General features: G+C 63.5%; 26 protein-coding genes and 1 tRNA gene. 16 read left to right on the top strand and 11 right to left on the bottom strand.

Features of this window, described 5'->3' with window-relative positions; genetic code table 11:
• The first annotated feature begins 11 nt into the window (after positions 1-11).
• On the top strand, positions 12-1,358 hold the full coding sequence (locus AC5ZG5_RS26765; protein ID WP_456644693.1) for an MATE family efflux transporter: 1,347 nt from the start codon (positions 12-14) through the stop codon (positions 1,356-1,358).
• Between the two features lie 174 nt (positions 1,359-1,532).
• Positions 1,533-2,453, top strand: coding sequence for a 2-dehydropantoate 2-reductase (gene panE / locus AC5ZG5_RS26770; RefSeq protein WP_456644692.1), 921 nt, complete (start codon positions 1,533-1,535; stop codon positions 2,451-2,453).
• Positions 2,454-2,554: 101 nt separating this feature from the next.
• Here the strand turns inward: panE and AC5ZG5_RS26775 are convergent, their stop codons facing one another.
• The 3 genes from AC5ZG5_RS26775 to AC5ZG5_RS26785 all read right to left on the bottom strand — a co-directional run bounded on the left by AC5ZG5_RS26775 (position 2,555) and on the right by AC5ZG5_RS26785 (position 5,134).
• Entirely contained in the window at positions 2,555-3,133 is a 579-nt protein-coding gene (locus tag AC5ZG5_RS26775) for a c-type cytochrome (RefSeq protein WP_456644691.1), read from the bottom strand.
• Between the two features lie 204 nt (positions 3,134-3,337).
• On the bottom strand, positions 3,338-4,615 hold the full coding sequence (locus AC5ZG5_RS26780) for a PQQ-dependent sugar dehydrogenase (RefSeq protein ID WP_130226302.1): 1,278 nt from the start codon (positions 4,613-4,615) through the stop codon (positions 3,338-3,340).
• Between the two features lie 444 nt (positions 4,616-5,059).
• Positions 5,060-5,134, bottom strand: a tRNA-Gly gene (locus AC5ZG5_RS26785).
• Positions 5,135-5,533: 399 nt separating this feature from the next.
• Here AC5ZG5_RS26785 and trxA point away from each other — a divergent pair.
• The gene (gene trxA, locus AC5ZG5_RS26790) at positions 5,534-6,454 is read left to right on the top strand and encodes a thioredoxin (protein ID WP_028165228.1); all 921 of its coding nucleotides are present in this window, start codon (positions 5,534-5,536) and stop codon (positions 6,452-6,454) included.
• 33 nt (positions 6,455-6,487) lie between these two features.
• Entirely contained in the window at positions 6,488-7,162 is a 675-nt protein-coding gene (locus AC5ZG5_RS26795) for an LON peptidase substrate-binding domain-containing protein (RefSeq protein WP_028165229.1), read from the top strand.
• Between the two features lie 149 nt (positions 7,163-7,311).
• Here the strand turns inward: AC5ZG5_RS26795 and AC5ZG5_RS26800 are convergent, their stop codons facing one another.
• Positions 7,312-7,662 (bottom strand): hypothetical protein, encoded by a 351-nt coding sequence (locus AC5ZG5_RS26800; RefSeq protein ID WP_130226304.1) that lies wholly within the window; start codon positions 7,660-7,662, stop codon positions 7,312-7,314.
• A gap of 78 nt (positions 7,663-7,740) precedes the next feature.
• On the opposite strand from AC5ZG5_RS26800, the gene AC5ZG5_RS26805 reads away from it, so the two are divergent.
• Positions 7,741-8,277, top strand: coding sequence for a TetR/AcrR family transcriptional regulator (locus AC5ZG5_RS26805; RefSeq protein WP_456644690.1), 537 nt, complete (start codon positions 7,741-7,743; stop codon positions 8,275-8,277).
• 41 nt (positions 8,278-8,318) lie between these two features.
• Positions 8,319-8,516 carry a Trm112 family protein gene (locus AC5ZG5_RS26810; protein ID WP_028165232.1) on the top strand — a complete coding sequence of 66 codons (198 nt, stop codon included), beginning with the start codon at positions 8,319-8,321 and terminating at the stop codon, positions 8,514-8,516.
• Between the two features lie 140 nt (positions 8,517-8,656).
• Here the strand turns inward: AC5ZG5_RS26810 and AC5ZG5_RS26815 are convergent, their stop codons facing one another.
• A complete protein-coding gene (locus AC5ZG5_RS26815; RefSeq protein WP_456644689.1) occupies positions 8,657-9,877 on the bottom strand; it encodes a ubiquinone biosynthesis hydroxylase in 1,221 nt (406 codons plus the stop codon).
• A 116-nt stretch (positions 9,878-9,993) separates the two neighbouring features.
• On the opposite strand from AC5ZG5_RS26815, the gene tesB reads away from it, so the two are divergent.
• Positions 9,994-10,854 (top strand): acyl-CoA thioesterase II, encoded by an 861-nt coding sequence (gene tesB / locus AC5ZG5_RS26820; protein WP_456644688.1) that lies wholly within the window; start codon positions 9,994-9,996, stop codon positions 10,852-10,854.
• Positions 10,855-10,963: 109 nt separating this feature from the next.
• Here the strand turns inward: tesB and AC5ZG5_RS26825 are convergent, their stop codons facing one another.
• Positions 10,964-11,851 carry a DUF4339 domain-containing protein gene (locus AC5ZG5_RS26825; protein WP_456644687.1) on the bottom strand — a complete coding sequence of 296 codons (888 nt, stop codon included), beginning with the start codon at positions 11,849-11,851 and terminating at the stop codon, positions 10,964-10,966.
• Positions 11,852-12,102: 251 nt separating this feature from the next.
• Between AC5ZG5_RS26825 and AC5ZG5_RS26830 the strand changes: the two genes are divergently transcribed.
• From AC5ZG5_RS26830 to AC5ZG5_RS26845, 4 genes are all read left to right on the top strand, one after another.
• Positions 12,103-12,441, top strand: coding sequence for a P-II family nitrogen regulator (locus AC5ZG5_RS26830; RefSeq protein WP_028164749.1), 339 nt, complete (start codon positions 12,103-12,105; stop codon positions 12,439-12,441).
• Between the two features lie 82 nt (positions 12,442-12,523).
• Complete coding sequence (locus tag AC5ZG5_RS26835) at positions 12,524-13,825, top strand: ammonium transporter (RefSeq protein ID WP_130226307.1); 1,302 nt, start codon at positions 12,524-12,526, stop codon at positions 13,823-13,825.
• Positions 13,826-14,133: 308 nt separating this feature from the next.
• The gene (locus AC5ZG5_RS26840) at positions 14,134-14,472 is read left to right on the top strand and encodes a P-II family nitrogen regulator (protein ID WP_028164751.1); all 339 of its coding nucleotides are present in this window, start codon (positions 14,134-14,136) and stop codon (positions 14,470-14,472) included.
• Positions 14,473-14,510: 38 nt separating this feature from the next.
• Complete coding sequence (locus tag AC5ZG5_RS26845) at positions 14,511-15,953, top strand: ammonium transporter (protein WP_130226308.1); 1,443 nt, start codon at positions 14,511-14,513, stop codon at positions 15,951-15,953.
• Positions 15,954-16,144: 191 nt separating this feature from the next.
• On the opposite strand, the gene AC5ZG5_RS26850 is transcribed toward AC5ZG5_RS26845, so the two are convergent.
• Both AC5ZG5_RS26850 and AC5ZG5_RS26855 read right to left on the bottom strand, forming a co-directional pair.
• Positions 16,145-16,555 carry a type II toxin-antitoxin system VapC family toxin gene (locus AC5ZG5_RS26850; RefSeq protein WP_456644686.1) on the bottom strand — a complete coding sequence of 137 codons (411 nt, stop codon included), beginning with the start codon at positions 16,553-16,555 and terminating at the stop codon, positions 16,145-16,147.
• On the bottom strand, positions 16,552-16,788 hold the full coding sequence (locus AC5ZG5_RS26855; RefSeq protein WP_130226310.1) for an AbrB/MazE/SpoVT family DNA-binding domain-containing protein: 237 nt from the start codon (positions 16,786-16,788) through the stop codon (positions 16,552-16,554). Before AC5ZG5_RS26855 ends, AC5ZG5_RS26850 begins: the two co-directional genes overlap by 4 nt.
• A gap of 174 nt (positions 16,789-16,962) precedes the next feature.
• Here AC5ZG5_RS26855 and AC5ZG5_RS26860 point away from each other — a divergent pair, with 174 nt between their 5' ends.
• The 4 genes from AC5ZG5_RS26860 to AC5ZG5_RS26875 all read left to right on the top strand — a co-directional run bounded on the left by AC5ZG5_RS26860 (position 16,963) and on the right by AC5ZG5_RS26875 (position 22,603).
• Positions 16,963-18,189: an aminotransferase class I/II-fold pyridoxal phosphate-dependent enzyme gene (locus AC5ZG5_RS26860; protein ID WP_456644685.1), complete on the top strand. Its 1,227-nt coding sequence runs from the start codon at positions 16,963-16,965 to the stop codon at positions 18,187-18,189.
• 20 nt (positions 18,190-18,209) lie between these two features.
• On the top strand, positions 18,210-20,681 hold the full coding sequence (locus tag AC5ZG5_RS26865) for a DNA translocase FtsK (protein ID WP_456644684.1): 2,472 nt from the start codon (positions 18,210-18,212) through the stop codon (positions 20,679-20,681).
• Positions 20,682-20,832: 151 nt separating this feature from the next.
• On the top strand, positions 20,833-21,636 hold the full coding sequence (locus AC5ZG5_RS26870) for an outer membrane lipoprotein carrier protein LolA (RefSeq protein WP_456644683.1): 804 nt from the start codon (positions 20,833-20,835) through the stop codon (positions 21,634-21,636).
• A 151-nt stretch (positions 21,637-21,787) separates the two neighbouring features.
• Positions 21,788-22,603: an exodeoxyribonuclease III gene (locus tag AC5ZG5_RS26875; protein ID WP_028164758.1), complete on the top strand. Its 816-nt coding sequence runs from the start codon at positions 21,788-21,790 to the stop codon at positions 22,601-22,603.
• A gap of 134 nt (positions 22,604-22,737) precedes the next feature.
• On the opposite strand, the gene AC5ZG5_RS26880 is transcribed toward AC5ZG5_RS26875, so the two are convergent.
• Both AC5ZG5_RS26880 and AC5ZG5_RS26885 read right to left on the bottom strand, forming a co-directional pair.
• Entirely contained in the window at positions 22,738-23,178 is a 441-nt protein-coding gene (locus AC5ZG5_RS26880; protein ID WP_028164759.1) for a cyclic nucleotide-binding domain-containing protein, read from the bottom strand.
• Positions 23,179-23,219: 41 nt separating this feature from the next.
• Entirely contained in the window at positions 23,220-23,906 is a 687-nt protein-coding gene (locus AC5ZG5_RS26885; RefSeq protein WP_027582830.1) for a response regulator transcription factor, read from the bottom strand.
• Between the two features lie 220 nt (positions 23,907-24,126).
• On the opposite strand from AC5ZG5_RS26885, the gene AC5ZG5_RS26890 reads away from it, so the two are divergent.
• Positions 24,127-24,696: a L,D-transpeptidase family protein gene (locus tag AC5ZG5_RS26890; protein ID WP_456644682.1), complete on the top strand. Its 570-nt coding sequence runs from the start codon at positions 24,127-24,129 to the stop codon at positions 24,694-24,696.
• A gap of 225 nt (positions 24,697-24,921) precedes the next feature.
• Here the strand turns inward: AC5ZG5_RS26890 and AC5ZG5_RS26895 are convergent, their stop codons facing one another.
• Positions 24,922-25,611: a YggS family pyridoxal phosphate-dependent enzyme gene (locus tag AC5ZG5_RS26895; RefSeq protein WP_456644681.1), complete on the bottom strand. Its 690-nt coding sequence runs from the start codon at positions 25,609-25,611 to the stop codon at positions 24,922-24,924.
• Positions 25,612-25,844: the final 233 nt, after the last annotated feature.

Below are 25,844 nucleotides of genomic sequence, written 5' to 3' on the forward strand. Positions count from 1 at the left end.
GTACCCTTTCCATGTCCAAGCCGCCGCTCTGGAGGACCTTCCTCGCCTTCCTGCTGCCGATGATGCTGAGCAACATCCTGCAGGCGCTGTTCGGCACCATCAACAACATCTATCTCGGACAGATGATCGGAGTCGAGGCACTCGCAGCGGTCTCGGTTTTCTTCCCGGTGATGTTCTTCCTGATCGCTTTCGTGATGGGCTTGAGCTCGGGCGCGACCGTGCTGGTCGGCCAAGCCTTCGGCGCCGGCCAAGTCGACAAGGTCAAGGCGGTGGCCGGCACGACGCTGACGGTCGCGCTGCTGCTGGCAAGCGGAATCGCGCTGTTCGGATTGCTGTTCACGCGCGAACTCCTGGTCGCGCTCGCCACACCATCCGACATTCTCGATGCCGCCACCTCCTACGCGCAGACCATGATGGTCACGATGCCGCTCACCTTCGCCTTCATCCTGGCCAGTTCGATGCTGCGTGGTGTCGGCGACACGCTCACGCCGCTGTTCGCGCTCGCGATTTCGACCGTCATCGGCCTCGTGGTGACGCCGGCGCTGATCCGCGGCTGGCTTGGCCTGCCGCATCTCGGCGTCGCCAGCGCGGCCTGGGCCTCGGCGGTATCGAGCCTGCTGACACTGGTGTGGCTCAACCTCTATCTGTGGCGACGACGCCATGCGCTGGCTTTCGATGGCGCGTTCCTGCGCGCGATGCGGCCGGACGGCAGGTTGCTGCGAACCGTGTTGCGGCTCGGCATTCCCGCAGCGCTCGGCATGGTCGTGATGTCGCTTGCCGAGCTGGTGCTGCTCGGCCTCGTCAACGGTTTCGGCTCCAATGCCACGGCGGCCTATGGCGCCGTCAACCAGGTCTTGAGCTACGTGCAGTTTCCCGCGCTGTCGATCGCGATCGCGGTCTCGATCTTCGGCGCGCAAGCGATCGGCCGTGGCGAGGCCAGCCAGATCGGCGCGATCGTCGGCACCGGGTTGAAGATGAATCTGGTCCTGACCGGCGGACTGGCCGTGCTCGGCTATCTGTTCTCCCGCACGCTGATGGGCTTTTTCATCACCGACCCCGCCGTGCTCGAGCTCGCGCAGGGACTGCTGCATATCGTGCTGTGGAGCTCGGTCCTGTTCGGGATGTCGACGGTGTTTTCGGGGGCGATGCGTGCCGGCGGCACGGTCTGGATGCCGCTGTTGATCTCCGCCCTCGCGATCGCGCTGGTCGAGATCCCGTCCGCCATCCTCCTCAGCCGGCTGATCGGCATCGAGGGGGTATGGGCCGCCTATCCGATCACCTTCTGCACCATGTTCCTGCTGCAGATGGGCTATTACATGCTGGTCTGGCGGAAGCAGACGGTCGAGCGTCTGATTTGACCGGGAAGAGGGATCATCCCTATATGATGATGATCATCATATAGTAGACGGGCCGCGCGGATCGCGCCACAATAGGGGCCAAGGAGAAAGACCGAAGGCCAGGAGGGTCGCCTCCCTATTTGACAGTCCGTTCGCCCGTCCACCTCTCAAGCAACAACAACAAGGAATCATCCCATGCGCGTTCTCGTCGTCGGCGCCGGTGCGATCGGCGGATATTTCGGTGGGCGGCTGCTGCAGGCCGGCCGTGACGTCACATTCCTGGTCCGCCCCAAGCGCGCATCCGAACTCGCCGCCGCAGGCCTCGTGATCAAGAGCCCGAACGGCGACGTGACATTGAAGAATCCGCCGACGGTGCAGGCGGACAAATTGAACGAGACATTCGACGTCGTGCTATTGAGCTGCAAGGCATTCGACCTGGAGGACGCCATCAAGTCGTTCGCGCCGGCGGTCGGGCCGAACACCGCGATCATCCCGCTGCTCAACGGCATGCTGCACCTCAATGAGCTCGACAAGAAATTCGGTGCCGAGCATGTGCTCGGCGGTCTCTGCGCGATTGCGGCGACGCTCAATGAAGCACGCGAGGTGGTGCAGCTTCAGCCGATGCAGTCGCTGACCTTCGGCGAACGCGACGGCAAGATGTCCGACCGCGTGCGCGCGATCGCGGAGGTGTTTTCCGCCATCAACGGCGCCACCGCCAGCGATCATGTGATGCAGGACATGTGGGAAAAGTGGGTGTTCCTGGCTTCGCTCGCGGCTTCCACCAGCCTGATGCGCACTTCCGTCGGCAACATCCTGGCGGCGCCCGGCGGCAAGGATTTCCTGCTCGGCATCCTCGACGAGTGCAGCGCGGTAGCGGCCGCTGAAGGCTATGCGCCGGGTGGACCGTTCTTCGAGCGCGTCAAGGGCATGCTGACCGCCGCGGGCTCGCCGATGACCGCCTCGATGTTCCGCGACATCAAGGCCGGCCTGCCGGTCGAAGCCGATCATGTGATCGGCGACCTCGTCGCCCGCGCCGACGCCGCCAAGATTCCCGTACCGAAGCTGCGCACGGCCTATACGCACCTGAAAGCGTACGAATTGCAGCGGGGCGATTAGTCTTGTAGCCCGGGTGAAGCGCAGCGCAACCCGGGCAGGTCTCTCCGCGGCGCACAGAGTTCCCGGCTTACGCTTCGCTCCACCCGGGCTACGGCATCTCGTCAAAGATGCGCGAGATAATGCGCCAGCGCGGTGATCTCTTCGTCGCTCAGGGGATAGGCGACCTCGGCCATCGCGGCCATGCCGCCGCCGGAGCGCGCGCTGGACTTGTAGTCGTGCAGCGCCTTGACGAGATAATCCTCGCGCTGGCCGGCGATGCGCGCCACCGCCTTGTTGCCGGCATAGCTGTCGGTATGGCATGACGCGCAGCGGCGGCCGGCGGCGGCCTGCTTGCCCTTTTCCGACAGATCCGGATCGTCGTCCTTCGGGCCCTTCGGCGGCGGCAGCGATGAGAAATAGGCGCCGAGATTGCGGATGTCGTCATTGTTGAGCTGCTCGACGATCGGCTGCATCAGCTCGTTCTTGCGGGTGCCGGCGCGGAAGAACACGAGCTGCCACTGGATGAACTGATCCGGCTGGCCGGCGAGCGAGGGGATGTTCTCGGTCTGCGAAATGCCGTTCTCGCCGTGGCATGAGACGCACATCTCGGCCTTCTCCTTGCCGGCCGCGACATCGGCGGCGCGGGCGGGAAGTGCGCAGGCAGTCACTGCTAACAGTGTTGCGGCCAATACAATCCGCATTTTCATTCCTCTCACTCGTCATTGCCGGGCTTGACCCGGCAATCCATCCCGCAAAAAGGTGGTTCTTTCGGGATGGATGCCGGGGTCATCTGCGCGAAGACGCGCTTCGCGCTTTTGCCCGCGCATGACGATTGGATCGATTCGCAACAAGAATTGCAGGCTGCAGCCGCCGTCCGGCCGCCGCAGCCCCCATTCGTTATCGTCTCATTTCTTGCTGTAGCTGATGCGATAGATCGCACCGGCCCAATCATCCGCAACGAGGATCGAGCCGTCCTTGTCGAGGATGATGTCAGCCGGGCGGCCGAGATAATTCTGGTCGCCTTCGATCCAGCCTGACGCGAACACTTCCTGCTTGGCGTTCTTGCCGTCGGGACCGACGATCACGCGCACGATGCGCGCGCCCTGGTACTTGTGCCTGTTCCAGGAGCCATGCTCCGCGATCAGGATGTTGTTCTTGTAGTCCGCCGGGAATTGGTTGCCGGTGTAGAACTTCATGCCGAGTGGCGCGACATGGGCCCCTAAGTTGAGCACGGGCGGCGTGAACTCCGAGCATTTATGCCCCATCGCGAATTTCGGATCGGGCAGGTCGCCCTGGTGGCAATAGGGATAGCCGAAATGCTCGCCGATCCTCGAGATCATGTTGAGCTTGTCACTCGGCAGATCGTCGCTGATCCAGTCGCGCGCGTTCTCCGTGAACCAGTAGCGGCCGGTGCGCGGATCGACATCGCCGCCGACGCTGTTGCGCACCCCGAGCGCCCAGATTTCCGCGTTGCCGGTCTTGGGATCGACACGGCGAATCTGCGAGAGGCTGGTCGGGGGGATGCCGATGTTGAAGGGCGGTCCGAACGGAATGTAGAACCAGCCGTCCTTGTCGACAGCGATATATTTCCAGCCATGCGCGGCATAGGAGGGCATGTCGTCATAGACCACCTTGCCCTGGCCGAGATTGTCCAGATTGGCTTCCGCATTGTCGTAGCGGATCAGCTTGTCGACCGCGATCACGTAGAGCGCGCCGTCGCGGAAGGCGAGACCGGTGGGCATGTTCAGCCCCTTGAGGATGGTCTTGACCTCTTTCTTGCCGTTGTTGTCCTTGATCGCGTAGACGTTACCGAGCCCGAATGAGCCGACGAACAGCGTGCCCTTGTCGCCCCAGGCCATCTGCCGCGCGGCGAGCACGTTCGATGCATAGACCTCGATCTTGAAGCCCTGCGGCAGCTTGATCTTCTTGATCAGCGCCGCCAGCTCGGAGTCGGAGGCGCCGGTCGGCGGTCCCGATGGCGGGGCGAGGCCCTTTTGCGCTTCGGTCTCATCGCCCAGGAACCAGTCATCCGGCGGATGGGTCCAGAATTCCTTGGTGCCGGATTCGTATTTCTTCAGCTCCCTGCCCTTGTCCTGCTGCTGTTGTGCGTTGGCAAAGCCAGTCCCCGCCACGAGGGCGATGGTGGCAAGCGCAAGAATGGAACGATTGAAAACCGATTGCATCGCGTTACTCCCCTAATCCAGCCGGACGGCTGGCTCTTTATTGATTCTAACGAGACGATCGTGGTGGCCTGCGAGAGATAGGCCAGAGCGGAAAATGTTAGCACATCCCCCGCGCGAGAGAAGCGCAGGCGATCAACGCCGCATTCGAGCGAGGTCAAGACAAGTTGAGAGGTTCGCTTACGCTGTTTTCCTGCGAAGCATCAGCGATGTCATTGCGCCGCAATATTCGTTTGAAGCTAACGCCTCTCGCAGCGTCACCGCCGACAATTTCGATTGGCCAGAGAAATCAACCATCGGATGAATGGTTGAGCAGCCATCAAGCCGGGCCGCGCCTCTCGCCGGAGAGGTCTTAACACAGGCACGCTTCGTCAATCGGAGGGAAGTCAACCGCGCACGGCGCGGGCGCGGGGCTACAAGTAAAAGCCGGTCCGCCGGATGGGAAATTGGAGCGGGCGAAGGGGCTCGAACCCTCGACCCCGACCTTGGCAAGGTCGTGCTCTACCACTGAGCTACACCCGCATCCTGATGACGACGATCGCTCGCCGGCAATGGCAGAGCTATGCCAAAAGCGGACCGCGAATGCAACAGGCCCGAAGGCGGCTAAATCGCCTCATTTGACCAGAAATGGGGACGAGGGCCCAAAAGCAACGCGGCGAGGAGCGTTTCGGTGGCGGCTCGCCGCGTTTTTCGCCTGGGAACCTGCTTTTCCCGACCTCAGGCCGCCACGGCCGATTCGCCTCGAGCAGCCCTGCAAACTCCGGCCGCATTTGGTCGCGCCCCTGCACAACCGGCCTGCGGCGGAACGAGCAGCGCGCCTGCCGATTGAAATTTGACGCGAAACCGCCATTTAGCTGACGGGTGTTCAGTTCCGGCCGTGCTAGAACAGGCGCCAATCTCGGGACATCAGGCGAGGATATCGTGACGATAGTTGAGCAGGGCGGCGGTCCGGCGCCGCAGGCAGGCGATCTGATCAAGGAAACGACCACCCAGACGTTCGTCAAGGACGTCATCGAGGAGTCGAAGCGCCAGCCGGTGCTGATCGATTTCTGGGCGCCCTGGTGCGGCCCGTGCCGCCAGCTCACCCCGATCCTGGAAAAGGTGGTGACCAACGCCAAGGGCCGGGTCAAGCTCGTCAAGATGAACATCGACGAGCATCCGTCGATCCCCGGCCAGATGGGCATCCAGTCGATCCCCGCCGTCATCGCCTTCGTCAACGGCCAGCCGGCCGACGGCTTCATGGGCGCGATCCCGGAGAGCCAGGTCAACGCCTTCATCGAGCGGCTGACCAAGGGCGTCCCGGCCGCGGGCGAGCCGAACATCGCGGAAATCCTGAAAGAGGCCGACGCCGTGCTCGCCGAAGGCGACGCCGCGGCCGCGGCGCAGATCTATGCCGAGGTGCTCGGCATCGATGCCACCAATATCGCCGCACTCGCCGGTCTCGCCAAATGTTATGTCACGACAGGCGCGATCGACCAGGCTAAGCAGACGCTCGGCATGGTGCCGGAGTCCAAGCGCAACGATCCGGCCGTCAAGGCCGTGCAGGCCGCGATCGACCTTGCCGAGCAGGCCGAGTCGGTCGGACCGATCGGCGAACTGGAACAGAAAGTCGCCGCAAATCCGCTCGATCATCAGGCGCGGTTCGATCTTGCCACCGCGCTGAACGCGATGGGCAAGCGCAGCGAGGCGACCAACCAGCTCCTGGAGATCGTCAGGCGCGATCGCAAGTGGAACGACGACGGCGCGCGCAAGCAGCTCGTCCAGTTCTTCGAAGCGTGGGGCGGGGCGGATGAAGCGACCGTCGAGGGACGAAAGCGGCTGTCGACGATCCTGTTCTCTTAGCTAGAGCGCGCGCGCATAACACCGGGGCCACAGATGCCGATCAATGCCGAATATCGGGGCCCGGCCGAGCTTCCCGAGGTAATCCCGGTCTTTCCGCTTGCCGGCGCGCTATTGTTGCCGCGCGGCCAGATGCCGCTCAACATCTTCGAGCCGCGCTATCTTGCGATGGTCGACGACTCCTTCCGCGACGGCCATCGGCTGATCGGCATGATCCAGCCCGACGTGACGCATTCGCACAATGAGGAGAAGCCGGCGTTGTTCCGCGTCGGCTGCGTCGGCCGCATCACCCAGCTCGCCGAATCCGGCGACGGCCGCTATATCCTCGAACTCACCGGCGTGGCGCGCTTCAAGGTGGTCGAGGAGCTCAACGTCCTGACTGCGTACCGCCAGTGCAAGGTCGACTTCTTCTCCTTCTCGGGTGATTTCGTCGCGCGCAAAGGCGAGGAGGACGTCGACCGCGAAGCGCTGCTCTCGGTGCTGACAGACTTCCTCAAGGCCAACAATTTGAAGGTCGACTGGGCCGGCATCGAAGCCGCGCCCAACGAGGCGCTGGTCAACGCGCTCGCAATGATGTCGCCCTATGGCCCGGCGGAGAAGCAGGCGATGCTGGAAGCGCCTGACCTGAAGACCCGCGCCGAAATCCTGATCGCGGTGACCGAGATGGATCTCGCCAAGAAGCGCACCAGCGGCGATCCGCCGCTGCAGTGATTCGCTCGTAGTTGCGCGTCACGCCCCTCCGCCGTCATTCCGGGGCGCGCGAAGCGCGAGCCCGGAATCCATTTCTCCACCGGCTGACGCGGCGCGATGGATTCCGGGTTCACGCTGCGCGTGCCCCGGAATGACAGCGTCACATTTGGCTAATACCCCGCGACCGCCATCGCCACCACGGCGGTGAGCGCCATCCAGCCGAAATGCCGGCCGCGCGTCGCGACCGCATTGGCGAGGGCCGCGAAAGCGAACACGCAGGCCAGCGTGACGACGATCCAGTGCCGCGCCACCTCCGAGGCCATCCAGGGCGCGGCGAGCAAGAGCACGCCGCCGCCGATCCACGCCACCGTGCCGGCCTGCCAGACCAGGCGGATCAGCGTGCGCAGCCGCGCCGGTTCGATCGTCATTTTCGGAAACACCTTGAACTCGCCGAGGTAACCGTGGATCAGCGCCGCCGCGATCGCGGCGAGGCCGGAACATTGCAGCAGGATATCGCGCATCGTTCGCCTCCATACAGGTGTGTATAGTTATCGCGCGCGCATTGGCGCCTGTCAATACACTGGTGTATGGTGGGCGACATGACCGATCAGCTTTCCGCCAAGGACTGGCTCGACCAGGGCCTGAAAGCGCTGGCAAGACGCGGCTTCACCGCGCTAAAGGCCGACCCCTTGGCAAAGGAGATGGGCGTCTCCCGCGGCAGCTTCTACTGGCACTTTGCCGACATCGCCGCCTACCACGCCGCCATCCTGAAACATTGGCGTGAGATCGCTGCGGAGCGGATCATCGTCGATGTCGAGGCGGCAGCGACAGGTTCCGACGCACTCGCCGTGCTGCTGCGACGCGTGTTTTCCGAAAAGCCGGCGCTGGAAAATGCGGTGCGAAGCTGGGCGAGCGTCAACGCTTCAGCGCGCGCCGCCGTGCAGGCGATCGACCAGCGGCGGCTCGGCTATGTCGAAGGCCTCCTGAAACGGGCGGGTCTCACCGAGGACGTCGCCCGCGCCCGCGCGCAAATTCTTTATTGGGCATTCCTCGGCCACGCGCTGACGGAGCAGCCGCTGCCGAAAGCAAGACAGCAGGCGATCGTCGACGAGCTTTTGCGGATGGCGGCGCGCTGATCGAATGTGATAAAGACGAGCCGTCAAGCTGGAAGACCATCATGAACTCCCCGACCGATCATCTCGAAAGCACCGCCGATCCAAAACTCCTGGAAATCCTGGTCTGTCCGATCACCAAGGGCCCGCTGGAGTTCGACGCGGCTCGCCAGGAATTGATCTCGCGCTCCGCAAAGCTCGCTTATCCGATCCGCGACGGCATCCCGATCATGCTGCCGGAAGAAGCGCGCAAGATCGAGTGATGGATTTGAGCCGTCATTGCGAGGAGCGATAGCGACGAAGCAAGTTCGTAGCCCGGATGGAGCGCAGCGCAATCCCGGGCCGCAACGTCCGCTTGCACGGGATTTCCCGGATTACGCTGCGCTTCATCTGGGCTACGGAGCTACAGCGCCTCGCCCTTCAACAGCCGCGGCACTTCGCCCGACAGCCCCGCCGCCTGACGGATGAACAAGCTCTTCAGCGGCGGCAGGCGGTCGACGACGCCAAGCCCGACGTCGCGCACGGTCCTGAGCAGCGTCGATTCGTTGGAGAACAGGAAGTTCAGCGAATTGGTCGCAACTCCCATGGCCATGGTGTCGAAGCGGCGCCAGCGCTGGTAGCGCTCGAGCACATCGGCTTGGCCGAGATCGATGCCGAGCCGCGCCGCATCGACTACCACTTCCGCCAATGCCGCGACATCCTTCAGGCCCATATTGAGCCCTTGGCCTGCGATGGGGTGGATCAGATGCGCGGCGTCGCCGACCAGCGCCAGCCGCTCGGCGATGAAGGAGCGCGCGACGAAATAGCTGAGCGGAAACGCGCGCGGCTTGTCGAGCGCCTTGACCTCACCAAGATGCAAACCAAAACGCCGCTCCAGCTCGTCGTGGAATTCGGCCTCGCTCAAGCCGACGATGCGGGACGCTTCCTTGCGGTTCTCGGTCCACACCAGCGAGGAGCGTTTTCCCTTCAGCGGAAGGATTGCGAATGGACCCGCGGGCAGGAAATGCTCTTCGGCGCGGCCCTGGTGATCGCGCTCATGGCCGACGGTGACGACGATGCCGGACTGATCGTAGTCCCAGCCATGGGTGACGATGCCGGCGCGCTCGCGCAGCTTCGAACGGGCGCCATCGGCGGCGACCAGCAAGCTCGCTTCGATCGCACTGCCATCCGCGAGCGTCACGCTGACGAGATCGGCATTGGCCTCATAGGTCGAAACCGCGCTCGCGCGCAGATCAATGCCTGCGGCCTCGGCGTGCACCACCAGCGCGTCGATCAGCAGCCTGTTCTCGACCATATGCGCAAACGGCTCGCCGGGCTCGACATCGCCGGCAAAGGTCAGGAACACCGGCCGCGTCGCATCGTCGAGCCGCGAATCGGTGACGACCATGTCGAGGATCGGCTGCGTCGTGTCGGCGATCTCGGCCCAGATGCCGATCGCCTCGAACAGCCGGCGGCAGGCGGCGACGATCGCGGTCGCCCGCGGATCGCGGCTTGGGCGCTGCCCAAGCGCCGGATCGACCACGATGACGGGGATTTCGGTCCCAAGCCCCTGCCGCAGCGCCAGCGCCAGCGCCAAGCCCGCAAAAGCGCCGCCGCAAATGACAATGCCTCGTTGTGCCGACATGCAAGTCCCTTACGCGCTCATGCCCTCAGACTGTGCTTGCTACCTGATAATAGCTGGGCGAAACAGTGGCACCAAACAAGGTGCTTAATGCCGCGCAACAAAATGGAAGGCCATCCATGTCAAAAAGCCTGATTGACCTGCTTTCCATCCTGGATCTCGAACCCCTCGAGGTGAATCTGTTCCGCGGCAACAGCCCGAAAACGAGCTGGCAACGGGTGTTCGGCGGGCAGGTGATTGGGCAGGCGATGGTTGCAGCCTGCCGCACGGTCGAGGGCCGCCTGCCGCATTCGATCCATTGCTATTTCATCCTGCCGGGCGATCCCCAGGTGCCGATCATCTACCAGGTGGAGCGACTGCGCGACGGCAAGAGCTATTCGACCCGTCGCGTCACCGCGATCCAGCACGGCAATGCCATCTTCTCGATCATGGTGTCGTTCCATGCCGAGGAGCAGGGCGCCTTCGATCACCAGGAGAAGATGCCGGACGTGCCGCCGCCGGAAAAGCTCACCGCGGAGGAAGTGTCGAAGCAGCCGATGTTCCGCGAAATGCCGGATTTCATCCGCCGCTATTACGAATCCGATCGGCCGATCGAGCTGCGCCCGGTCGAGCTCGGCCGCTATTTCGGCCAGAAGATCGACGAAGGCCGCATCCATGTCTGGATCCGCACCGCGGCGAAGCTGCCAGACGACCCCGCACTGCATCTGTGCGCGCTCGCTTATGCCTCCGACTTCTCACTGCTCGACGCCATCATGGCGCGCTACGGCCGCACGCTGTTCGACAAGCGCATGATGCCGGCAAGCCTCGATCACGCGATGTGGTTTCACCGCCCGTTCCGCGCCGACGAATGGCTGCTCTACGCGCAGGATTCGCCGAGCGCACAAGGCGGCCGCGGCTTGACGCGCGGCATGATCTTCAAACCCGACGGCACGCTGGTGGCGTCAGTGGCACAGGAAGGTTCGGTGCGCGAACGCAGGTAGCGCGCGGTAGAGCTGGGATAGCGGCGAAGGTTGCGATGCCTCACCTCTCCCATCGGGAGAGGTGAGGTGCCTCCGACGCGAAACTAACCCGAGGTCGTCTTGCCCTGCTCTAAGCGTTCGCCAGCGTGCTGCGCTCGACCAGCGCGAATTGCGACAGGTACCAGTTCGCATACCAGCGCAAGGCCCACGGGATTGGAATCAGCAATAGGCAGCCGATGGTGAACAGGACCGTTCGCCAAAGCATCTCGAGGCCTGACGCCTTGAAGATGATTTCGCGGCGCGTGCCCTCGATATTGCGGCACATCCACCTCATCCACGCCGTGGTCACCCACGCCCAACCGATGATGGTGATGAAGGAGATCGCCAACAACAGATACCACCCGGTATAGGCGATGATGCTGCCGTTGAAGGCGATCGGGAGCTGCTGTCCGTTTGACGTGAGATGGCTGGCGATCCAGCGGATGACCACCCATCCGAGCGCCGCCTGCAGCAGCGGCGCAAGCAGCTCGACCGTCGTGCTCTCGGTCCAGCCGGTATAGCTCAAGAGCCCGATCGCGACGAACACGTACCAGATGTCACCGACCTGTCCCGTGAAACCGAGATTCGGCCGGCCGGGGACGTTGATGTGCGGGATGATCCAGCGATAAAAACCGGTGGCGGACCACGGCGCCGGGATCACCAGGAGCTGGCCAATGGCGAACCACAGACTGCGCCCAAACAGCTCCCAGATCGGCAGATCGGCCGAGACCGTCCCACCCGCATAGCCGGCAGCAGTGACGATCGGCGGCCCGCCCGCCTGCGAGGGCATCGCCGAACTGGAAGGATCCGAAATCAGTCCGGGAATCTCGCGCGCCTTCTGCCAACCGGCCATCCCCTCGGTCCAGACCAGCGTATCCGGCCCGACGGTGCCCCGCATGATGAGATCACGGAGCTGGAATTCGGGAAACGGGCCCTTTTGCTGGCCCTCGGATGCATAAAACCAGGATCGATCGGCCATGGCATTTCCTTGGAAAACACGATTCTTGGGAACGGACGCCAGTAGAACAACGGGCGAAGCAGGAAAGCCGCATTGTGACGGACGATCATGTCCCCTGTACAGGGAGCGAAACCAGGGCCTGCCAATGTTTTCCCCCTTAACCTGCAACTTTTTTGTGCCATTTGCTCAGAAAGATGCCAGATTGGCCCGCGATCGAAGGTCATCCAAAGAGGAAGGATGGCCGTGCTTAAGGAAAATGCGGGCCGCTAGCCATGAAACTTGTCGTCGCCATCATCAAACCCTTCAAGCTGGACGAGGTTCGCCAGGCGCTGACCGAGATCGGCGTCCACGGCATGACCGTCACTGAAGTCAAAGGTTATGGCCGGCAGAAGGGGCACACCGAGATCTACCGCGGCGCAGAGTATGTCGTGAACTTCCTGCCGAAATTGCGCATCGAGATCGCAGTCGCATCCGACATCGCCGACAAGGCGGTCGAGGTCATCACCGCAAAGGCACGCACGGGCCAGATCGGCGATGGCAAGATCTTTGTCACGCCGATCGATCACGCGCTGCGGATCCGCACCGGCGAAACCGACAGCGACGCGCTCTAACTTCTCCAAACTCTCCGAGCGCGACCGACAACGCCGCCGGTCGCATCCACCAGACTCATTTCATTTCTGCCGGGGAAACACCATGGGGGCATCCTCTCGTGCCGCGCGGCTGATCGCGCCGCTTGGTCTTGCGACGCTGTTGTCGGCGACGCCGGCGCATGCCGAGACGTCGGCCATCAACGCCGCCGATACCGCCTGGATGATCGTTGCCACCGCGCTGGTGCTGATGATGACGATCCCGGGGCTTGCGCTGTTCTATTCCGGCATGGTGCGCAAGAAGAACGTGCTGGCGACGATGGCGCAGAGCCTGTCGGCCGTCGCGATCATCTCGATCCTTTGGGCGATGTTCGGCTACTCTCTCACCTTCGTCGGTGATGGACCGTGGATCGGCGCGCTCGACCGCTGGTTCCTCGCCGGCATGACCATGGACGGCGTCAATCCGGCGGCGAAGACGATCCCGGAAGCGCTGTTCATGCTGTACCAGATGACGTTTGCGATCATCACCGTGGCGCTGGTGGCAGGCTCGGTCGCCGATCGCATGCGCTTCTCGGCCTATCTCTGGTTCTCCGTCGGCTGGTTCATCTTCGCCTATATTCCGCTCGCACATTGGGTGTGGGGCGGCGGCTTCCTCGCAAGTCTCGGCGTGCTGGATTTCGCCGGCGGGCTCGTCGTGCATCTTTCGGCCGGCGTCAGCGGATTGGTCGCCGCGCAAGTGTTGGGGCGACGCCACGGCTATGGCAGCGAGAACTTGTCGCCGTTCGACCTGTCGCTCGCAGTGATCGGCACCGGGCTGCTTTGGGTCGGCTGGTTCGGCTTCAATGGCGGATCGGCACTGACCGTGAGTTCGCGCGCGGTGATGGCGATCATCGCCACGCATCTTTCCGCCTGCGCGGGCGCGCTGACCTGGGGCGCGATCGAATGGGCGACGCGACGCAAGCCGTCGGTGCTTGGCATGATCTCAGGCGCGGTCGCAGGGCTCGGCACCATCACGCCGGCCTCGGGCTTCGTCGAACCATGGCACGCGGTCATCATCGGCATCATCGCGGGCTTCGTGTGCTTCTGGGCCTGCACCTGGCTGAAGCTCCGCTTCAAGTATGATGATTCACTCGACGTGTTCGGCGTCCACGGCATCGGCGGCATGGCCGGGACGCTGCTCGCGGGCGTGTTCGCCACCAGCGCCATCGGCGGCACGGCCGGCCTGCTCGAGGGCCGTCCGCAGCAACTGCTGATCCAACTCGCCGGCGTCGCCGTGACGCTGGTGTGGTGCGGCGGCATCACCTTCGTGCTGCTGAAGCTGGTCAGCGCGTTCGTCCCGCTCCGGGTGTCGCTGCAGCAGGAGCTGGAAGGCCTGGATATTTCGCAGCACGGCGAGGCCCTGCAGTAATTTCGCTTACCATATTACCTCTAGGTTGCCACCGTGCTGGGCAGGATTATGTCCAGACTCTGGCGTGCCCATGAATTGGGCAATATTGATTACGTTTTGAGCGCGACGGAATAGCGCAGGTCCGACCAATTCCCGTCAAACGCGAAAACGGGCGGATTCATAATCCGTTAGGCGGTGCCGTCGATCTGGCACGGCATTTGATTCTAACGCCTGCGGCTGTGACCGCGTCGTGAATTTTCTCCGCGTGGTGGATCTCAGTCGAAAAACACCCGGTTCGTCTGCACCGGGCCCAAGCGGGGATAGGACACATGAAAATTGTTATGGCGATTATTAAGCCATTCAAGCTGGAAGAAGTCCGCGACGCCCTGACCGCCATTGGCGTTCACGGTCTCACGGTGACGGAAGTCAAGGGTTACGGGCGCCAGAAGGGCCACACTGAGATCTATCGCGGCGCTGAATACGCCGTGAGCTTCCTGCCCAAGATCAAGATCGAGGTCGCGGTTGCGGCCGACCAGGTCGACAAGACTATCGACGCCATCACATCGGCGGCAAAGACCGGACAGATCGGCGACGGCAAGATCTTCGTCATCAACCTCGACCACGCGGTGCGCATCCGCACCGGCGAGGCCGATGCCGCGGCCCTCTGATTTCGCGCTCAAACCTTACAATTCAGGAGTAGAATAACATGACGTTCAAACGTCCCCATGGCGCGGGATTGGCGGCACTCGCATTCGGCTTGTTCGCTGCGACCGCTGCCTATGCCGAGCCGACCGTCAACAAGGGCGACAACGCCTGGATGATGACATCGACGGTGCTGGTGCTGTTGATGACGATCCCGGGACTCGCGCTGTTCTATGGCGGCCTGGTCCGCTCCAAGAACATGCTCTCGGTGCTGATGCAGGTGTTCTACACGGTGTGCATCGTCACCGTGCTCTGGGCGCTCTACGGCTACAGCCTCGCCTTCACCGGCGGCTCGGATTTCATCGGCGGCTTTTCCAAGGCCTTCCTGGCAGGCGTGACGCCGGACTCGAAGGCGGCCACCTTCAGCGTCGACGCCAATATCTCCGAACTCGTCTATGTCTGCTTCCAGATGACGTTCGCGGCGATCACGCCGGCGCTGATCGTCGGCGCTTTCGCCGAGCGCATGAAGTTCTCCGCGCTCGCGCTGTTCATCCCGCTCTGGGTGACGCTGATCTACTTCCCGATCGCCCACATGGTCTGGTACTGGGCCGGACCGGACGCGATCACGGATGCGGCGAAGGCATTGGCGGCTGCGGCTGACGGCGCGGCCAAGACCGCGGCGCAGGCCAAGCTCGACGAGATCAATGCTGACGCCGGCTGGATCTTCAAGAAGGGCGCGATCGACTTCGCCGGCGGCACGGTCGTGCATATCAACGCCGGCATCGCCGGCCTGGTCGGCGCGATCCTGATCGGCAAGCGCACGGGCTACGGCAAGGAGCTGATGGCTCCGCACTCGCTCACGATGTCCATGATCGGCGCCTCGCTGCTCTGGGTCGGCTGGTTCGGCTTTAATGCCGGTTCGAACCTCGAGGCTTCCGGTGGCGCCGCGCTCGCCATGACCAACTCCTTCGTCGCGACCGCGGCGGCGGCGTTGTCCTGGATGTTCGCGGAATGGATCATCAAGGGCCATCCGTCGGTGCTCGGCGCCATCTCGGGCGCGGTCGCAGGCCTCGTGGCGGTCACCCCGGCCGCCGGCTTCGCCGGCCCAATGGGCGCGATCGTGCTCGGCCTCGTGGTCGGCGTGGTCTGCCTGTTCTTCTGCACCGTGGTGAAGAATGCGCTCGGCTACGACGACTCGCTCGACGTGTTCGGCGTCCACTGCGTCGGCGGCATCGTCGGCGCGATCGGCACCGGCATCCTGGTGAACCCGGCGCTCGGCGGCACCGGCGTGATGGACTATGTCGCCGGCAAGATCGGCGACTACGACTTCGTCGCCCAGATGACCTCCCAGCTCTGGGGCGTCTGCACCACGCTGGTGTGGTCCGGCATCGGCTCGGCCATCCTCTACAAGGTCGTCGACGTGATCGTCGGCCTGCGCGCCAACGTCGAGACCGAGCGCGAAGGCCTCGACATCACCGAGCACACCGAGCGCGCTTACAACATGTGAGTTCTCCCGGGGTGTGATCTCTCCCGGGATCACACCCAGAACTACGGTTCGGGCACATACCCGGCAATGCCCTGACCGTTGAGGGGCTCCAGCGCAAGTTGGAGCCCCTTTCTTTTTGACCGCGGCCCGAAGAAAGGAGAGGGCAAGCCGGCCTTCTAACGGCTGCCGACGCGGCAGGGCTGCTCGAGGTGCTACCGTTCGCCTTCCGGCGCAATCAGCGCGACAGTTGGAAAATAGGTGCGATAGCGCCGCACGTCGCGGGTCAAGAGTGGCAGCTGCTCCACCGCAGCATGGGCTCCGATGAAGAAATCAGATAGTACCCCTGTGCGGCTGCCACCGGCGGCGCGATATTGGAGATAGGCCTTGCCGGCAAGAAAGAGCGCGGCGCGCGGGATCTCTGCCAGCTCGATTTTCAAGTCGCAGAGTGTGGCGTCGACGGTTTCGACCTTGTCGTAGCGTATCGAGACTTCTGCGTAGATGACATTGTTGATGAACAATGGCCCAGCCGATGCCGCCCGTTCGAGCTGCACCTGCGACCAGTCGGCCCATTTCTCGTCGTCGGTCGCGAGGTCGAGAAGGACATTCGAATCGACGAGGGTCATTCCGGCTCATCACGCAGAAGGGCCATCAGTTCGTCAGTCGTCATGCCCCGCCCCGCGGAGCCACGCGCCTTGGCAAATCGGCTGGCCGGCCGCGGTCCATCAGCTCTCTCGATCAGAACGCTGCCGTCGTCGCTACGGCGAATATTGACCTCGCTGCCCGGACCAATACCCAGGTAATCGCGAAGCGGCTTTGGGATTGTCACCTGGCCCTTGCGGGTGACAGTCGTTGTCATCGCTGATCTCCAATTGCCCGGTAATACCCAGAGAAAATATGGTAATACCACGCAAATTGTCCAGCGGCACCGATGGTTAATCGCGTCTTAACCTCGCCGTATCTATGGTGACTGGATCAATTTACGGTCGAGCTGGATTCCCCTCGACCGCATTGAAAGTGCTGGCGTTTAGACATGGCAATGACCGCTCCCTCCGGCGTGGCGCAAGACGCCGGCAGTGTAATGCCGGCCGGTCAGGCCGAACGCTCCCCGTTTGCGCGCACGGCCGAGCTGCTGGCACCGTACCAACCCGGCAAGCCATTGATTACGCTGTCGTTGGGCGAGCCGCAGCACCCGGTTCCCGCCTTTGTCGGGCCGGTGCTGGCCAAGCACACCGCCGAGTTCGGCCGCTATCCGCTCGCCAAGGGCATCGAGCCGTTCCGCCGCGCGGCGGCGAACTGGCTTTCGACCCGGTTCCACCTGCCGCGGCCGGTCGATCCCGAGACCGAAGTGCTGGTGCTGAACGGAAGCCGCGAGGGCCTGTTCTTCGCCGCCATCACCGCCGCCCGCTATGTCGGCGCGCGCGCGGGGACGCCGGCAATCCTGATGCCGAACCCGTTCTATCCGGCCTATGGCGCCGGCGCGCGCGCGTCCGGCTGCGAGCAGGTCTATCTGCCGACCACGCCGGCCAACGGATTCCTGCCCGATCTCGACGCGCTGGATGACGCGCTGCTGGCGCGCACGGTGGCGTTCTACATCGCTTCGCCCGCAAACCCGCAAGGCTCGGTCGCCTCGGGCGATTATTTCGCGCGGCTGAAGGCGCTCGCCGCTCGTTTCGGGTTCATCATTTTGAGCGACGAATGCTATTCGGAGATCTACACCCGGGAAGCTCCCGGCAGCGCGCTGGAACATGCCGGCCCCGACTTCACCAATGTGGTCGTGTTCCAGTCGCTCTCGAAGCGTTCGAACCTGCCGGGCATGCGCGTCGGCTTTGCCGCCGGCGACAAGAGATTCCTCGCCGCCTTCCACGAGCTACGCAACGTGGCGGCGCCGCAAGTGCCGGTGCCGCTGCAGCATGTCGCGGTCGCCGCCTATAGCGACGAGGCGCATGTCGAGGAGAACCGCAGGCTCTACCGGATCAAGTTCGATCTCGCCGACCAGATCCTCGGCAGCCGCTATGGCTATCAGCGTCCGGCCGGCGGCTTCTGCGTCTGGCTCGACGTCTCCGAGCGCGGCGGCGATGAGGCGGCGACGGTGAAACTCTATCGCGATGCCGGCGTGCGCGTGATCCCGGGCAGCTATTTGGCGCGGCCGCAAGCCGACGGCTCCAATCCGGGCGCGGGCTATATCCGGCTCGCGCTGGTCTCCGACAGTGAATCAACGGCCGAGGCGCTGCACCGCCTGGTCGAAACCTTAAGTTAATCGCAAGGCTTTGGAAGCGTATGCCAGCGATCGAACGTGTCATTCCCCTGGTCGGCCATCTGCCGGTCCCGATCCGCGAAGCCTTGGAGCGGCGGGTGCGAGAATTCGGCGGGCTGTGCCTGATCACGCTTGCCGGCGTCGCCGCCGCGGCGCTGATGACGTGGTCGGTGCAGGACCCGAGTCTCAGCCACGCCACCTCGCGCCCGATCCGCAACATCCTCGGCTATCCCGGCGCGATCGGCGCCGATCTGTTGATGCAGATCCTGGGCCTCGGCGCCATCATGCTGATCCTCCCCATCGCGGTGTGGGGCTGGCGCATGCTGACGCATCGCGCCTTCGACCGCGAGGCGCTGCGGCTGGCATGCTGGATCCTCACCACCGTGATCGCCGCGGGCTTTGCGAGCTGCTTCCCGCATAATGGCGCCTGGCCATTGCCGACCGGGCTCGGCGGCGTGGTCGGCGATGCGCTGGTGCGCGCACCGGCAGTGGTGTTCGGCCCGGCCGGCATGATCTTTCGCCTGGTGCTCGGCACCATCCTGTTCGTGGCGATGACCGCGAGCTTCCTGTTCGCGAGCGGCTGGGGCGCAAAGGAGAGCGAAGAAGAGCTGACGGCGATCGAGGATCGTGACGAGCCGTTCGTCGAAGAAGACGACGAGGAGGACCGCAGTTCGATCTCGCTCGGCTGGCTGTTCCACGCTGTCATGAGCGCGAAGGCGCGGCTCGGCTGGCTCTTCGGCACCGCCTATCGGTCGCTGGTCTCGAGCGCGCCACAACGCAGCGCAGCCGCGTTCGAGCGGCAGGAGCCCAGTCTCGGCGGCCGTGCCGCGCCGTCCGTGGTGCCGGAGGCGAGCGAGGAATTCGACGAGGAGATCGAAGAGGAAGAGGAACAAGACGAGGAGGAAGAAGCCGAGGAAGCGCCCGTCGCCCGCGCCCCGCGTAAGAAGGCCGAGCCGCGTGCGAAGAAGAAATCCTCCGACAAGTTCGAGCTGCCCTCGGTCTCGGTGCTGTCAGCGCCGAAGGCCGCCGACCGCCAGCCGCAGAGCAAGGCCGAGCTCGAAGCCAATTCGCGCGCGCTCGAAGGCGTGCTGCAGGATTTCGGCGTGCGTGGCGAGATCGTCAAAGCCAATCCGGGTCCGGTCGTGACGCTGTACGAGCTCGAGCCAGCGCCCGGCATCAAGTCGTCGCGCGTGATCGGCCTCGCCGACGACATCGCCCGCTCGATGAGCGCGCTGTCGGCTCGCGTCGCCGTCGTCGCCGGCCGCAACGCCATCGGCATCGAATTGCCGAACCTGCATCGCGAAAAGGTTTACCTGCGCGAACTCCTGGTCGCGAAGGAAGCTATCGACTCGGTGGCAAAGCTGCCGCTCTGCCTCGGCAAGAGCATCGGCGGCGAACCCGTCATCATCGATCTCGCGCGCACGCCGCATATGCTGATCGCCGGCACCACCGGCTCCGGCAAATCGGTCGCGATCAACACCATGATCCTGAGCCTGGTGTATCGGCTGCGCCCCGACCAGTGCCGCCTGATCATGGTCGATCCCAAGATGCTCGAACTCTCCGTCTATGACGGCATCCCGCATCTTTTGACGCCGGTCGTCACCGATCCCAAGAAAGCGGTGGTCGCGCTGAAATGGGCCGTGCGCGAGATGGAAGAGCGCTACAAGAAGATGGCCAAGCTCGGTGTGCGCAACATCGACGGCTACAATGCGCGCCTGGTCGAGGCAAAGGGCAAGGGCGAAGAGCTGACGCGCACCGTGCACACCGGTTTCGACAAGGAGACCGGCAAGGCGATCTACGAGGAGGAGAAGCTCGACCTCGATCCGTTGCCCTACATCGTCATCATCGTCGACGAGATGGCCGACCTGATGATGGTCGCCGGCAAGGACATCGAAGGCGCGGTGCAGCGCCTTGCGCAGATGGCGCGCGCCGCCGGCCTGCATGTGATCCTCGCCACGCAGCGTCCTTCGGTCGACGTCATTACCGGCACCATCAAGGCCAACTTCCCGACCCGCATCGCCTTCCAGGTCACCTCGAAGATCGACAGCCGCACGATCCTGGGCGAGATGGGCGCCGAGCAACTGCTGGGGCAGGGCGATATGCTCTACATGGCCGGCGGCGGCCGCATCAGCCGCGTGCACGGCCCGTTTGCCTCCGACGACGAAGTCGAGAAGGTGGTGCGCCACCTGAAGACGCAGGGCGCCCCGGAGTATCTGGAAGCCGTTACCGCCGAAGAGCCGACCGACGAGGACGGCGCGGTATTCGACTCCACCGGCATGGGCGGGGACGGCGGCGGCGGCGACCTCTATGCGCAGGCGGTGGCGATCGTGAAACGCGACCGCAAGGCCTCGACATCCTATATTCAACGGCGGCTGCAGATCGGCTACAACCGCGCGGCCTCATTGATGGAGCGGATGGAACTCGAGGGCGTTGTCGGCCAGGCCAATCATGCCGGCAAGCGCGAGGTCCTGATCGAAGAAGAAGGCAGCATGTGATCCCGCCCCGAGAATTTCACGGAAAAGCGATATCCCCGCGGCATCACCCACGGTAAACTCAGGCATGATCCGGAAAAGTGGGCACCGGTTTTCCGAAAAGATCATGCCCCTAAAGTCGGAACACGCGTTGCATCAGAATCCGAAATACCGAATGGCCAAACAGCACGTCCATCGCGCCATCCATTCCGGATTGGCGATCCTGATCGCCACGTCGATCGCCGGCGCCGCGCCCTCATCGGCGCAGAACGTGCCGGTGCCGAAGCCCGCGCCGAAGGGCCGCGATGGCACGCAGCTGAGCGCGCAGGAGCAGAGAGGCCCCGCGACGACAGGCTCGACACAGACGCCGCCGACCCCTGTCATCCCCGATCCGCGCCGCAACGTTCCCGCCAGCATCTTCACGACGTTCGATGCCAACCAGAAGGCGCAGGCCGCGAGGATCAGCAGCTATCTCTCCTCGCTGCAATCGCTCGCCGGCAGTTTCGTGCAGGTCGGCCCCGACGGCTCCAAGACCAAGGGCGATTTCTATATCCAGAAGCCCGGCAAGGTGCGCTTCGAATATGAGCCGCCAAGCCCGATCGACATCGTCGCCGACGGCTCCTCGGTCGCGGTGCGCGACCGCAAGCTCGCCACGCAGGATATCTATCCGCTGTCGCAGACGCCGCTGCGCTATCTGTTATCCGACCGCATCGACCTGATGAAGGACACCAACGTCGTCAGCGTCACCGCCGACGATGTCTTCGTCTCGATCATCATCGAGGAGAAGCAGGCGCTGATCGGCACCAGCCGGTTGATGCTGATGGTCGGCGCCAAGGACGGCCAGCTCAAGCAATGGACAATCACCGATCCGCAGGGCTACGACACCACCGTCGCCGTCTACAATCTCGATTCCACCAGGAAGATCGATCCGGGCCTGTTCAAGATCGATTTTACCAACTACGCGACCCCGCCGGGATAGTAGTTCGTAGGATTGCAGGGTGGGCAAAGCGCAGCGTGCCCACCATCAACACGCCGACGTAAATGGTGGGCACGCTCCGCTTTGCCCACCCTACGCGTCCCCTGTGGACAATCCTATCCACCGCCGCAATCCATGCTAAGACGCAGTTCCCATGCGTCTCTCCCTCACAACCTGGAACATCAATTCGGTGCGTCTGCGCATCGACCTCGTCGCCAAGTTCATCAAGCAGGCGCGGCCGGACGTGCTCTGCCTGCAAGAGACCAAATGCATCGACGACGCCTTTCCGTTGAAGCGGTTCAAACGGCTTGGCTATGAGCATGTCGCGCTGAACGGGCAGAAGGGCTATCATGGCGTCGCCATCATCTCGAAAGTGCCATTCGAGAAGACCGACATCCGCACCTTCTGCGACAAGATCGATTCCCGCCACATCTCGGTCGAGTTCGGCGACAAGGCACAATTGTCAAAGCCGCTGGTGCTGCATAATTTCTATGTGCCGGCCGGCGGCGACATCCCCGATCCCGCGCTCAATCCGAAATTCGAGCACAAGCTGCAATTCCTCGACGAGATGAAAGCCTGCGAGCCCCTGCACCCGCGCGGCGACGACCGTCACGTCCTGGTCGGCGATCTCAACGTGGCCCCGCACGAAAACGACGTGTGGTCGCACAAGCAGCTCCTGAAGGTCGTCTCGCACACCCCGATCGAAACCGAGAAGCTGCTCGCGGCGCAGGTGCATGGCGAATGGTTCGACGTCGCACGCGAGCGCATTCCACTGTCGGAGAAAGTCTACACCTGGTGGAGCTATCGCGCCGCCGACTGGACCGTCGGCGACCGCGGCCGCCGGCTCGACCACATCTGGGTCTCGCGCGCGCTGAAGGACAGCGTCACGGATTTCAGGATCACCCGCGACGCCCGCGGCTGGGAGCGTCCATCGGACCACGTGCCGGTGACGGTGACGCTGGAGGTGTAGCCAGCTGTCGTCCCGGGCTTGACCCGGGACCCATAACCACAGGCTTTTGTGGTGTGCTCCGCCGCAACCACTTGCTTCCGCCACAACGGCTGTCTGTGGTTATGGGTCCTCGCTTTCGCGAGGACGACAGGCAGTTACGAACTCAACTTCCCGCCCGCCACCACGATATCGCTGGCAAGCTGGCTGGTGCGGGTGGCGAATTCGTCGCGTAGCCTTCGCGCCGCGGCGGGATCGCTTTCCAGCACGCGTTGAAACAGGCTGCGCGAAATTCGAACACAGGTGGCGCGCTCCAGCGCGGTCGCGGTCGACGGCCGCTTCATCGGCACGATCAGCGCGAGCTCGCCGATCAGCGCGCCGGGGCCTGCGATGATCTCGGCACCGCCATCTTCCACGCGGAAAGCGCCGCGCTGTACGACATAGCCCGCATCCGCCTGGTCGCCGGCATGGAAAATAACGTCGCCGGGTTCGAAATTTCGCTGTTCGGAGCCGATCGCAAGCATGCGCAAAGCAGTATCCCCCAGCAGGCGCAAGGTGGAGACGCGTTCGAGCAGCGCTACGTCATCTTCGATCGACATTCAGGCCGGTGACCGGGGATACGATTCGGTCGCGAATCGTATCACGGCACCAGTTTGTAGCCACCGGCTTCCGTCACCAGGATCTCGGGATTGGCGGCATCTTTCTCGATCTTCTGCCGGAGCCGGTAAATATGCGTTTCCAGCGTATGGGTGGTGACGCCCGAATTGTAGCCCCAGACCTCCTGCAGCAGCGTCTCGCGCGACACCGGCATCTGGCCGGCGCGATAGAGGAAGCGCAGGATCGCGGTCTCCTTCTCGGTCAGCCGCACTTTCCGCGCATTGGCGGCGGTCAGCATCTTCGAGCCGGGCCGAAAGCTGTAGGGACCGACGGAGAACACCGCGTCTTCGCTCGCCTCGTGTTGGCGGAGCTGCGCGCGGATCCGGGCCAGCAGCACCGCGAAGCGGAAGGGCTTTGCCACATAATCATTGGCGCCGGATTCGAGGCCGAGGATGGTGTCCGAATCGGTGTCATGGCCGGTCAGCATGATGATCGGCGCCTTGAAGCCGCCTTTGCGCAAGGACCGCACCACCTCGCGGCCATCGGTATCGGGAAGGCCCACATCCATCAGGACCAGATCGGGAGAGTTGGTCTTGGCGGCGCTGGCGCCCTTGGCGCCGGTATCGACTGCGGAGGCTTCGAATTCCTCGTGAAGGGAAAGTTGCTCGACCAGCGTGTCACGCAGGTCGGTGTCGTCATCCACGATCAAAATCTTGCGGGCATTGGCCATAGGAACGATCCTCTTGGAGGCAGGCAGCAGCGGACACAAGCGGACAGCGCTTTGGCCGAGACTTGATGGCGAGACTCGCTGTGTAGGTAGTCGTTCATTACCGATTCACAAGCCGATCACAGTCTATCCCAAATCAGCAGCCGATTGGATGAATGTGCTGTAATCCCGCCAGATAGAACAATCGGGGCCGGGCAGGCAAGGCGCGGGCTTTTTGATTCACATGAGAAGTTCCAGTTTTTCAATCACTTATGAGACAACCGCGCGTGATCGGCCGTTGTCCCTGGTCCGCGTCCAACCCGCCGCCGGTAACCCGTGCCGGGGGTGGCTGACCGCCGACGGTTGGTCGGTACCGGTTGCACTTGGCCGGGGCGGCATCCTCGCCAATAAGCGCGAGGGCGACGGCGGCACCCCTAGGGGTGTCTTCCGCCCCCGACAATTATGGTGGCGGGCGGACCGCTCCCCGCGACCGGCGAGCTTCCTGCCCACCCGTCCCATTCGGCCCGAGGACGCCTGGTGCGAGGACCCGCGGGACCGCCATTACAACCGGCCGGTGCGGCTGACCCGCGAGCAGAACGGCGACCGGCTGACGCGCGAGGATCGTCTCTACGACTTCATCATCGAGATCGACCACAACACCACCCCGCGCATCGCTGGCCGCGGCAGCGCGGTGTTCCTGCATCTGGCCCGTCCAAATTTCGCGCCGACCGCTGGCTGCGTCTCGATGACCAAATCCTCGATGCTGCGGCTATTACGGCGAATGAGCCCGCAGACGCGGATCGTGATTGGTTAGAGGGCAGGTAGATCTGTGACCCGCGGCCCGCTCTTAGACCCTCATGGTGAGGAGCGCGCAGCGCGTCTCCCGGACGATGCTGCGCATCGCTCGGAGAACCATGGGGCCCGCCGGTGGCCTCGCCCTTCGAGACGGCCGCTTCGCGGCCTCCTCAGGGTAAGGAGATAGATTGGAGCTCACGGCCCTCTTCGCATTATTGCGCGCGAACGCAACGCAACCGCGTAGCTATCTTGCCCCAAAAATCGCCGATCCCACGCGCACATGGGTCGCGCCCATCTGGATCGCTGTGGCGAAATCGGCGCTCATGCCCATCGAGAGATTCGTCAGGCCGTTGCGTGCGGCGATCTTGGCCGTCAGCGCAAAGTGCGGGGCAGGGGGGTCGTTGACGGGCGGGATGCACATCAGGCCCGAGATCGAAAGCCCGTAATGCTCCCGGCAGCGCGCGATGAAGGCATCGGCCTCGGACGGGGAAATGCCGGCCTTCTGCGGCTCCTCGCCGGTATTGATCTGGATGAACAATTGCGGCTGCCGGTTCTGGTTTTTGATTTCCTTGGCTAACGCTTCGCAAATGCTGGGGCGGTCCACCGAATGGATGGCATCGAACAGCGCCACCGCCTCCTTCGCCTTGTTGGATTGCAACGGCCCGATCAGATGCAGCACGATGTCGGGATGGGCCTGCATCAAGGCAGGCCACTTCGTCTTGGCTTCCTGCACGCGATTCTCGCCGAAAACGCGCTGTCCGGCCGCGATGACGGGCGAAATCGCATCCGCATTGAATGTTTTCGACACCGCGATCAACGTCACCGAGCCACGATCGCGACGCGCATCCTTGCAGGCGCGCGCGATTTCCTCCTCGACTTCTGCGAGACCGTTTGGTGAATGCGCGGTTAGCGCCGCTGTGTTTTTCGGTGTCATGTCATCTACCAACGCAGGCTAGAGCATTTTCGGTTCTGATTGAATCAGAACCGAAGCTCTAGATTCTTGATTTGACGCGTTTTCTACGCAGATAAGTCTACGCAATCTGCGTAAACTTGATTGCTACGCGAACCGGTATCCACTTCGCTCGAAAACGCTCTAGGCTGTGTGGACTCTTGGGATTCTCAAATCAGACGGAACGTGATTCAAGGCTTTCTTTTAGGAGGAAGCCT

The sequence above is a fragment of the Bradyrhizobium sp. Ses1 genome, assembly GCF_059512365.1.

Bases quoted from the DNA above. Each gene is read 5' to 3' on its own strand.
- AC5ZG5_RS26895 (WP_456644681.1), bottom strand. From the start codon at position 25,611: ATGACACCGAAAAACACAGCGGCGCTAACCGCGCATTCACCAAACGGT.
- panE (WP_456644692.1), top strand. From the start codon at position 1,533: ATGCGCGTTCTCGTCGTCGGCGCCGGTGCGATCGGCGGATATTTCGGT.
- AC5ZG5_RS26855 (WP_130226310.1), bottom strand. From the start codon at position 16,788: ATGACAACGACTGTCACCCGCAAGGGCCAGGTGACAATCCCAAAGCCG.
- AC5ZG5_RS26890 (WP_456644682.1), top strand. From the start codon at position 24,127: ATGAGAAGTTCCAGTTTTTCAATCACTTATGAGACAACCGCGCGTGAT.
- tesB (WP_456644688.1), top strand. From the start codon at position 9,994: ATGTCAAAAAGCCTGATTGACCTGCTTTCCATCCTGGATCTCGAACCC.
- AC5ZG5_RS26885 (WP_027582830.1), bottom strand. From the start codon at position 23,906: ATGGCCAATGCCCGCAAGATTTTGATCGTGGATGACGACACCGACCTG.
- AC5ZG5_RS26845 (WP_130226308.1), top strand. From the start codon at position 14,511: ATGACGTTCAAACGTCCCCATGGCGCGGGATTGGCGGCACTCGCATTC.
- AC5ZG5_RS26775 (WP_456644691.1), bottom strand. From the start codon at position 3,133: ATGCGGATTGTATTGGCCGCAACACTGTTAGCAGTGACTGCCTGCGCA.
- AC5ZG5_RS26835 (WP_130226307.1), top strand. From the start codon at position 12,524: ATGGGGGCATCCTCTCGTGCCGCGCGGCTGATCGCGCCGCTTGGTCTT.
- AC5ZG5_RS26875 (WP_028164758.1), top strand. From the start codon at position 21,788: ATGCGTCTCTCCCTCACAACCTGGAACATCAATTCGGTGCGTCTGCGC.
- AC5ZG5_RS26865 (WP_456644684.1), top strand. From the start codon at position 18,210: ATGCCAGCGATCGAACGTGTCATTCCCCTGGTCGGCCATCTGCCGGTC.
- AC5ZG5_RS26780 (WP_130226302.1), bottom strand. From the start codon at position 4,615: ATGCAATCGGTTTTCAATCGTTCCATTCTTGCGCTTGCCACCATCGCC.
- AC5ZG5_RS26795 (WP_028165229.1), top strand. From the start codon at position 6,488: ATGCCGATCAATGCCGAATATCGGGGCCCGGCCGAGCTTCCCGAGGTA.
- AC5ZG5_RS26810 (WP_028165232.1), top strand. From the start codon at position 8,319: ATGAACTCCCCGACCGATCATCTCGAAAGCACCGCCGATCCAAAACTC.
- AC5ZG5_RS26850 (WP_456644686.1), bottom strand. From the start codon at position 16,555: ATGACCCTCGTCGATTCGAATGTCCTTCTCGACCTCGCGACCGACGAC.
- AC5ZG5_RS26765 (WP_456644693.1), top strand. From the start codon at position 12: ATGTCCAAGCCGCCGCTCTGGAGGACCTTCCTCGCCTTCCTGCTGCCG.
- AC5ZG5_RS26805 (WP_456644690.1), top strand. From the start codon at position 7,741: ATGACCGATCAGCTTTCCGCCAAGGACTGGCTCGACCAGGGCCTGAAA.
- AC5ZG5_RS26880 (WP_028164759.1), bottom strand. From the start codon at position 23,178: ATGTCGATCGAAGATGACGTAGCGCTGCTCGAACGCGTCTCCACCTTG.
- AC5ZG5_RS26860 (WP_456644685.1), top strand. From the start codon at position 16,963: ATGGCAATGACCGCTCCCTCCGGCGTGGCGCAAGACGCCGGCAGTGTA.
- AC5ZG5_RS26825 (WP_456644687.1), bottom strand. From the start codon at position 11,851: ATGGCCGATCGATCCTGGTTTTATGCATCCGAGGGCCAGCAAAAGGGC.
- AC5ZG5_RS26830 (WP_028164749.1), top strand. From the start codon at position 12,103: ATGAAACTTGTCGTCGCCATCATCAAACCCTTCAAGCTGGACGAGGTT.
- AC5ZG5_RS26840 (WP_028164751.1), top strand. From the start codon at position 14,134: ATGAAAATTGTTATGGCGATTATTAAGCCATTCAAGCTGGAAGAAGTC.
- AC5ZG5_RS26870 (WP_456644683.1), top strand. From the start codon at position 20,833: ATGGCCAAACAGCACGTCCATCGCGCCATCCATTCCGGATTGGCGATC.
- AC5ZG5_RS26815 (WP_456644689.1), bottom strand. From the start codon at position 9,877: ATGTCGGCACAACGAGGCATTGTCATTTGCGGCGGCGCTTTTGCGGGC.
- AC5ZG5_RS26800 (WP_130226304.1), bottom strand. From the start codon at position 7,662: ATGCGCGATATCCTGCTGCAATGTTCCGGCCTCGCCGCGATCGCGGCG.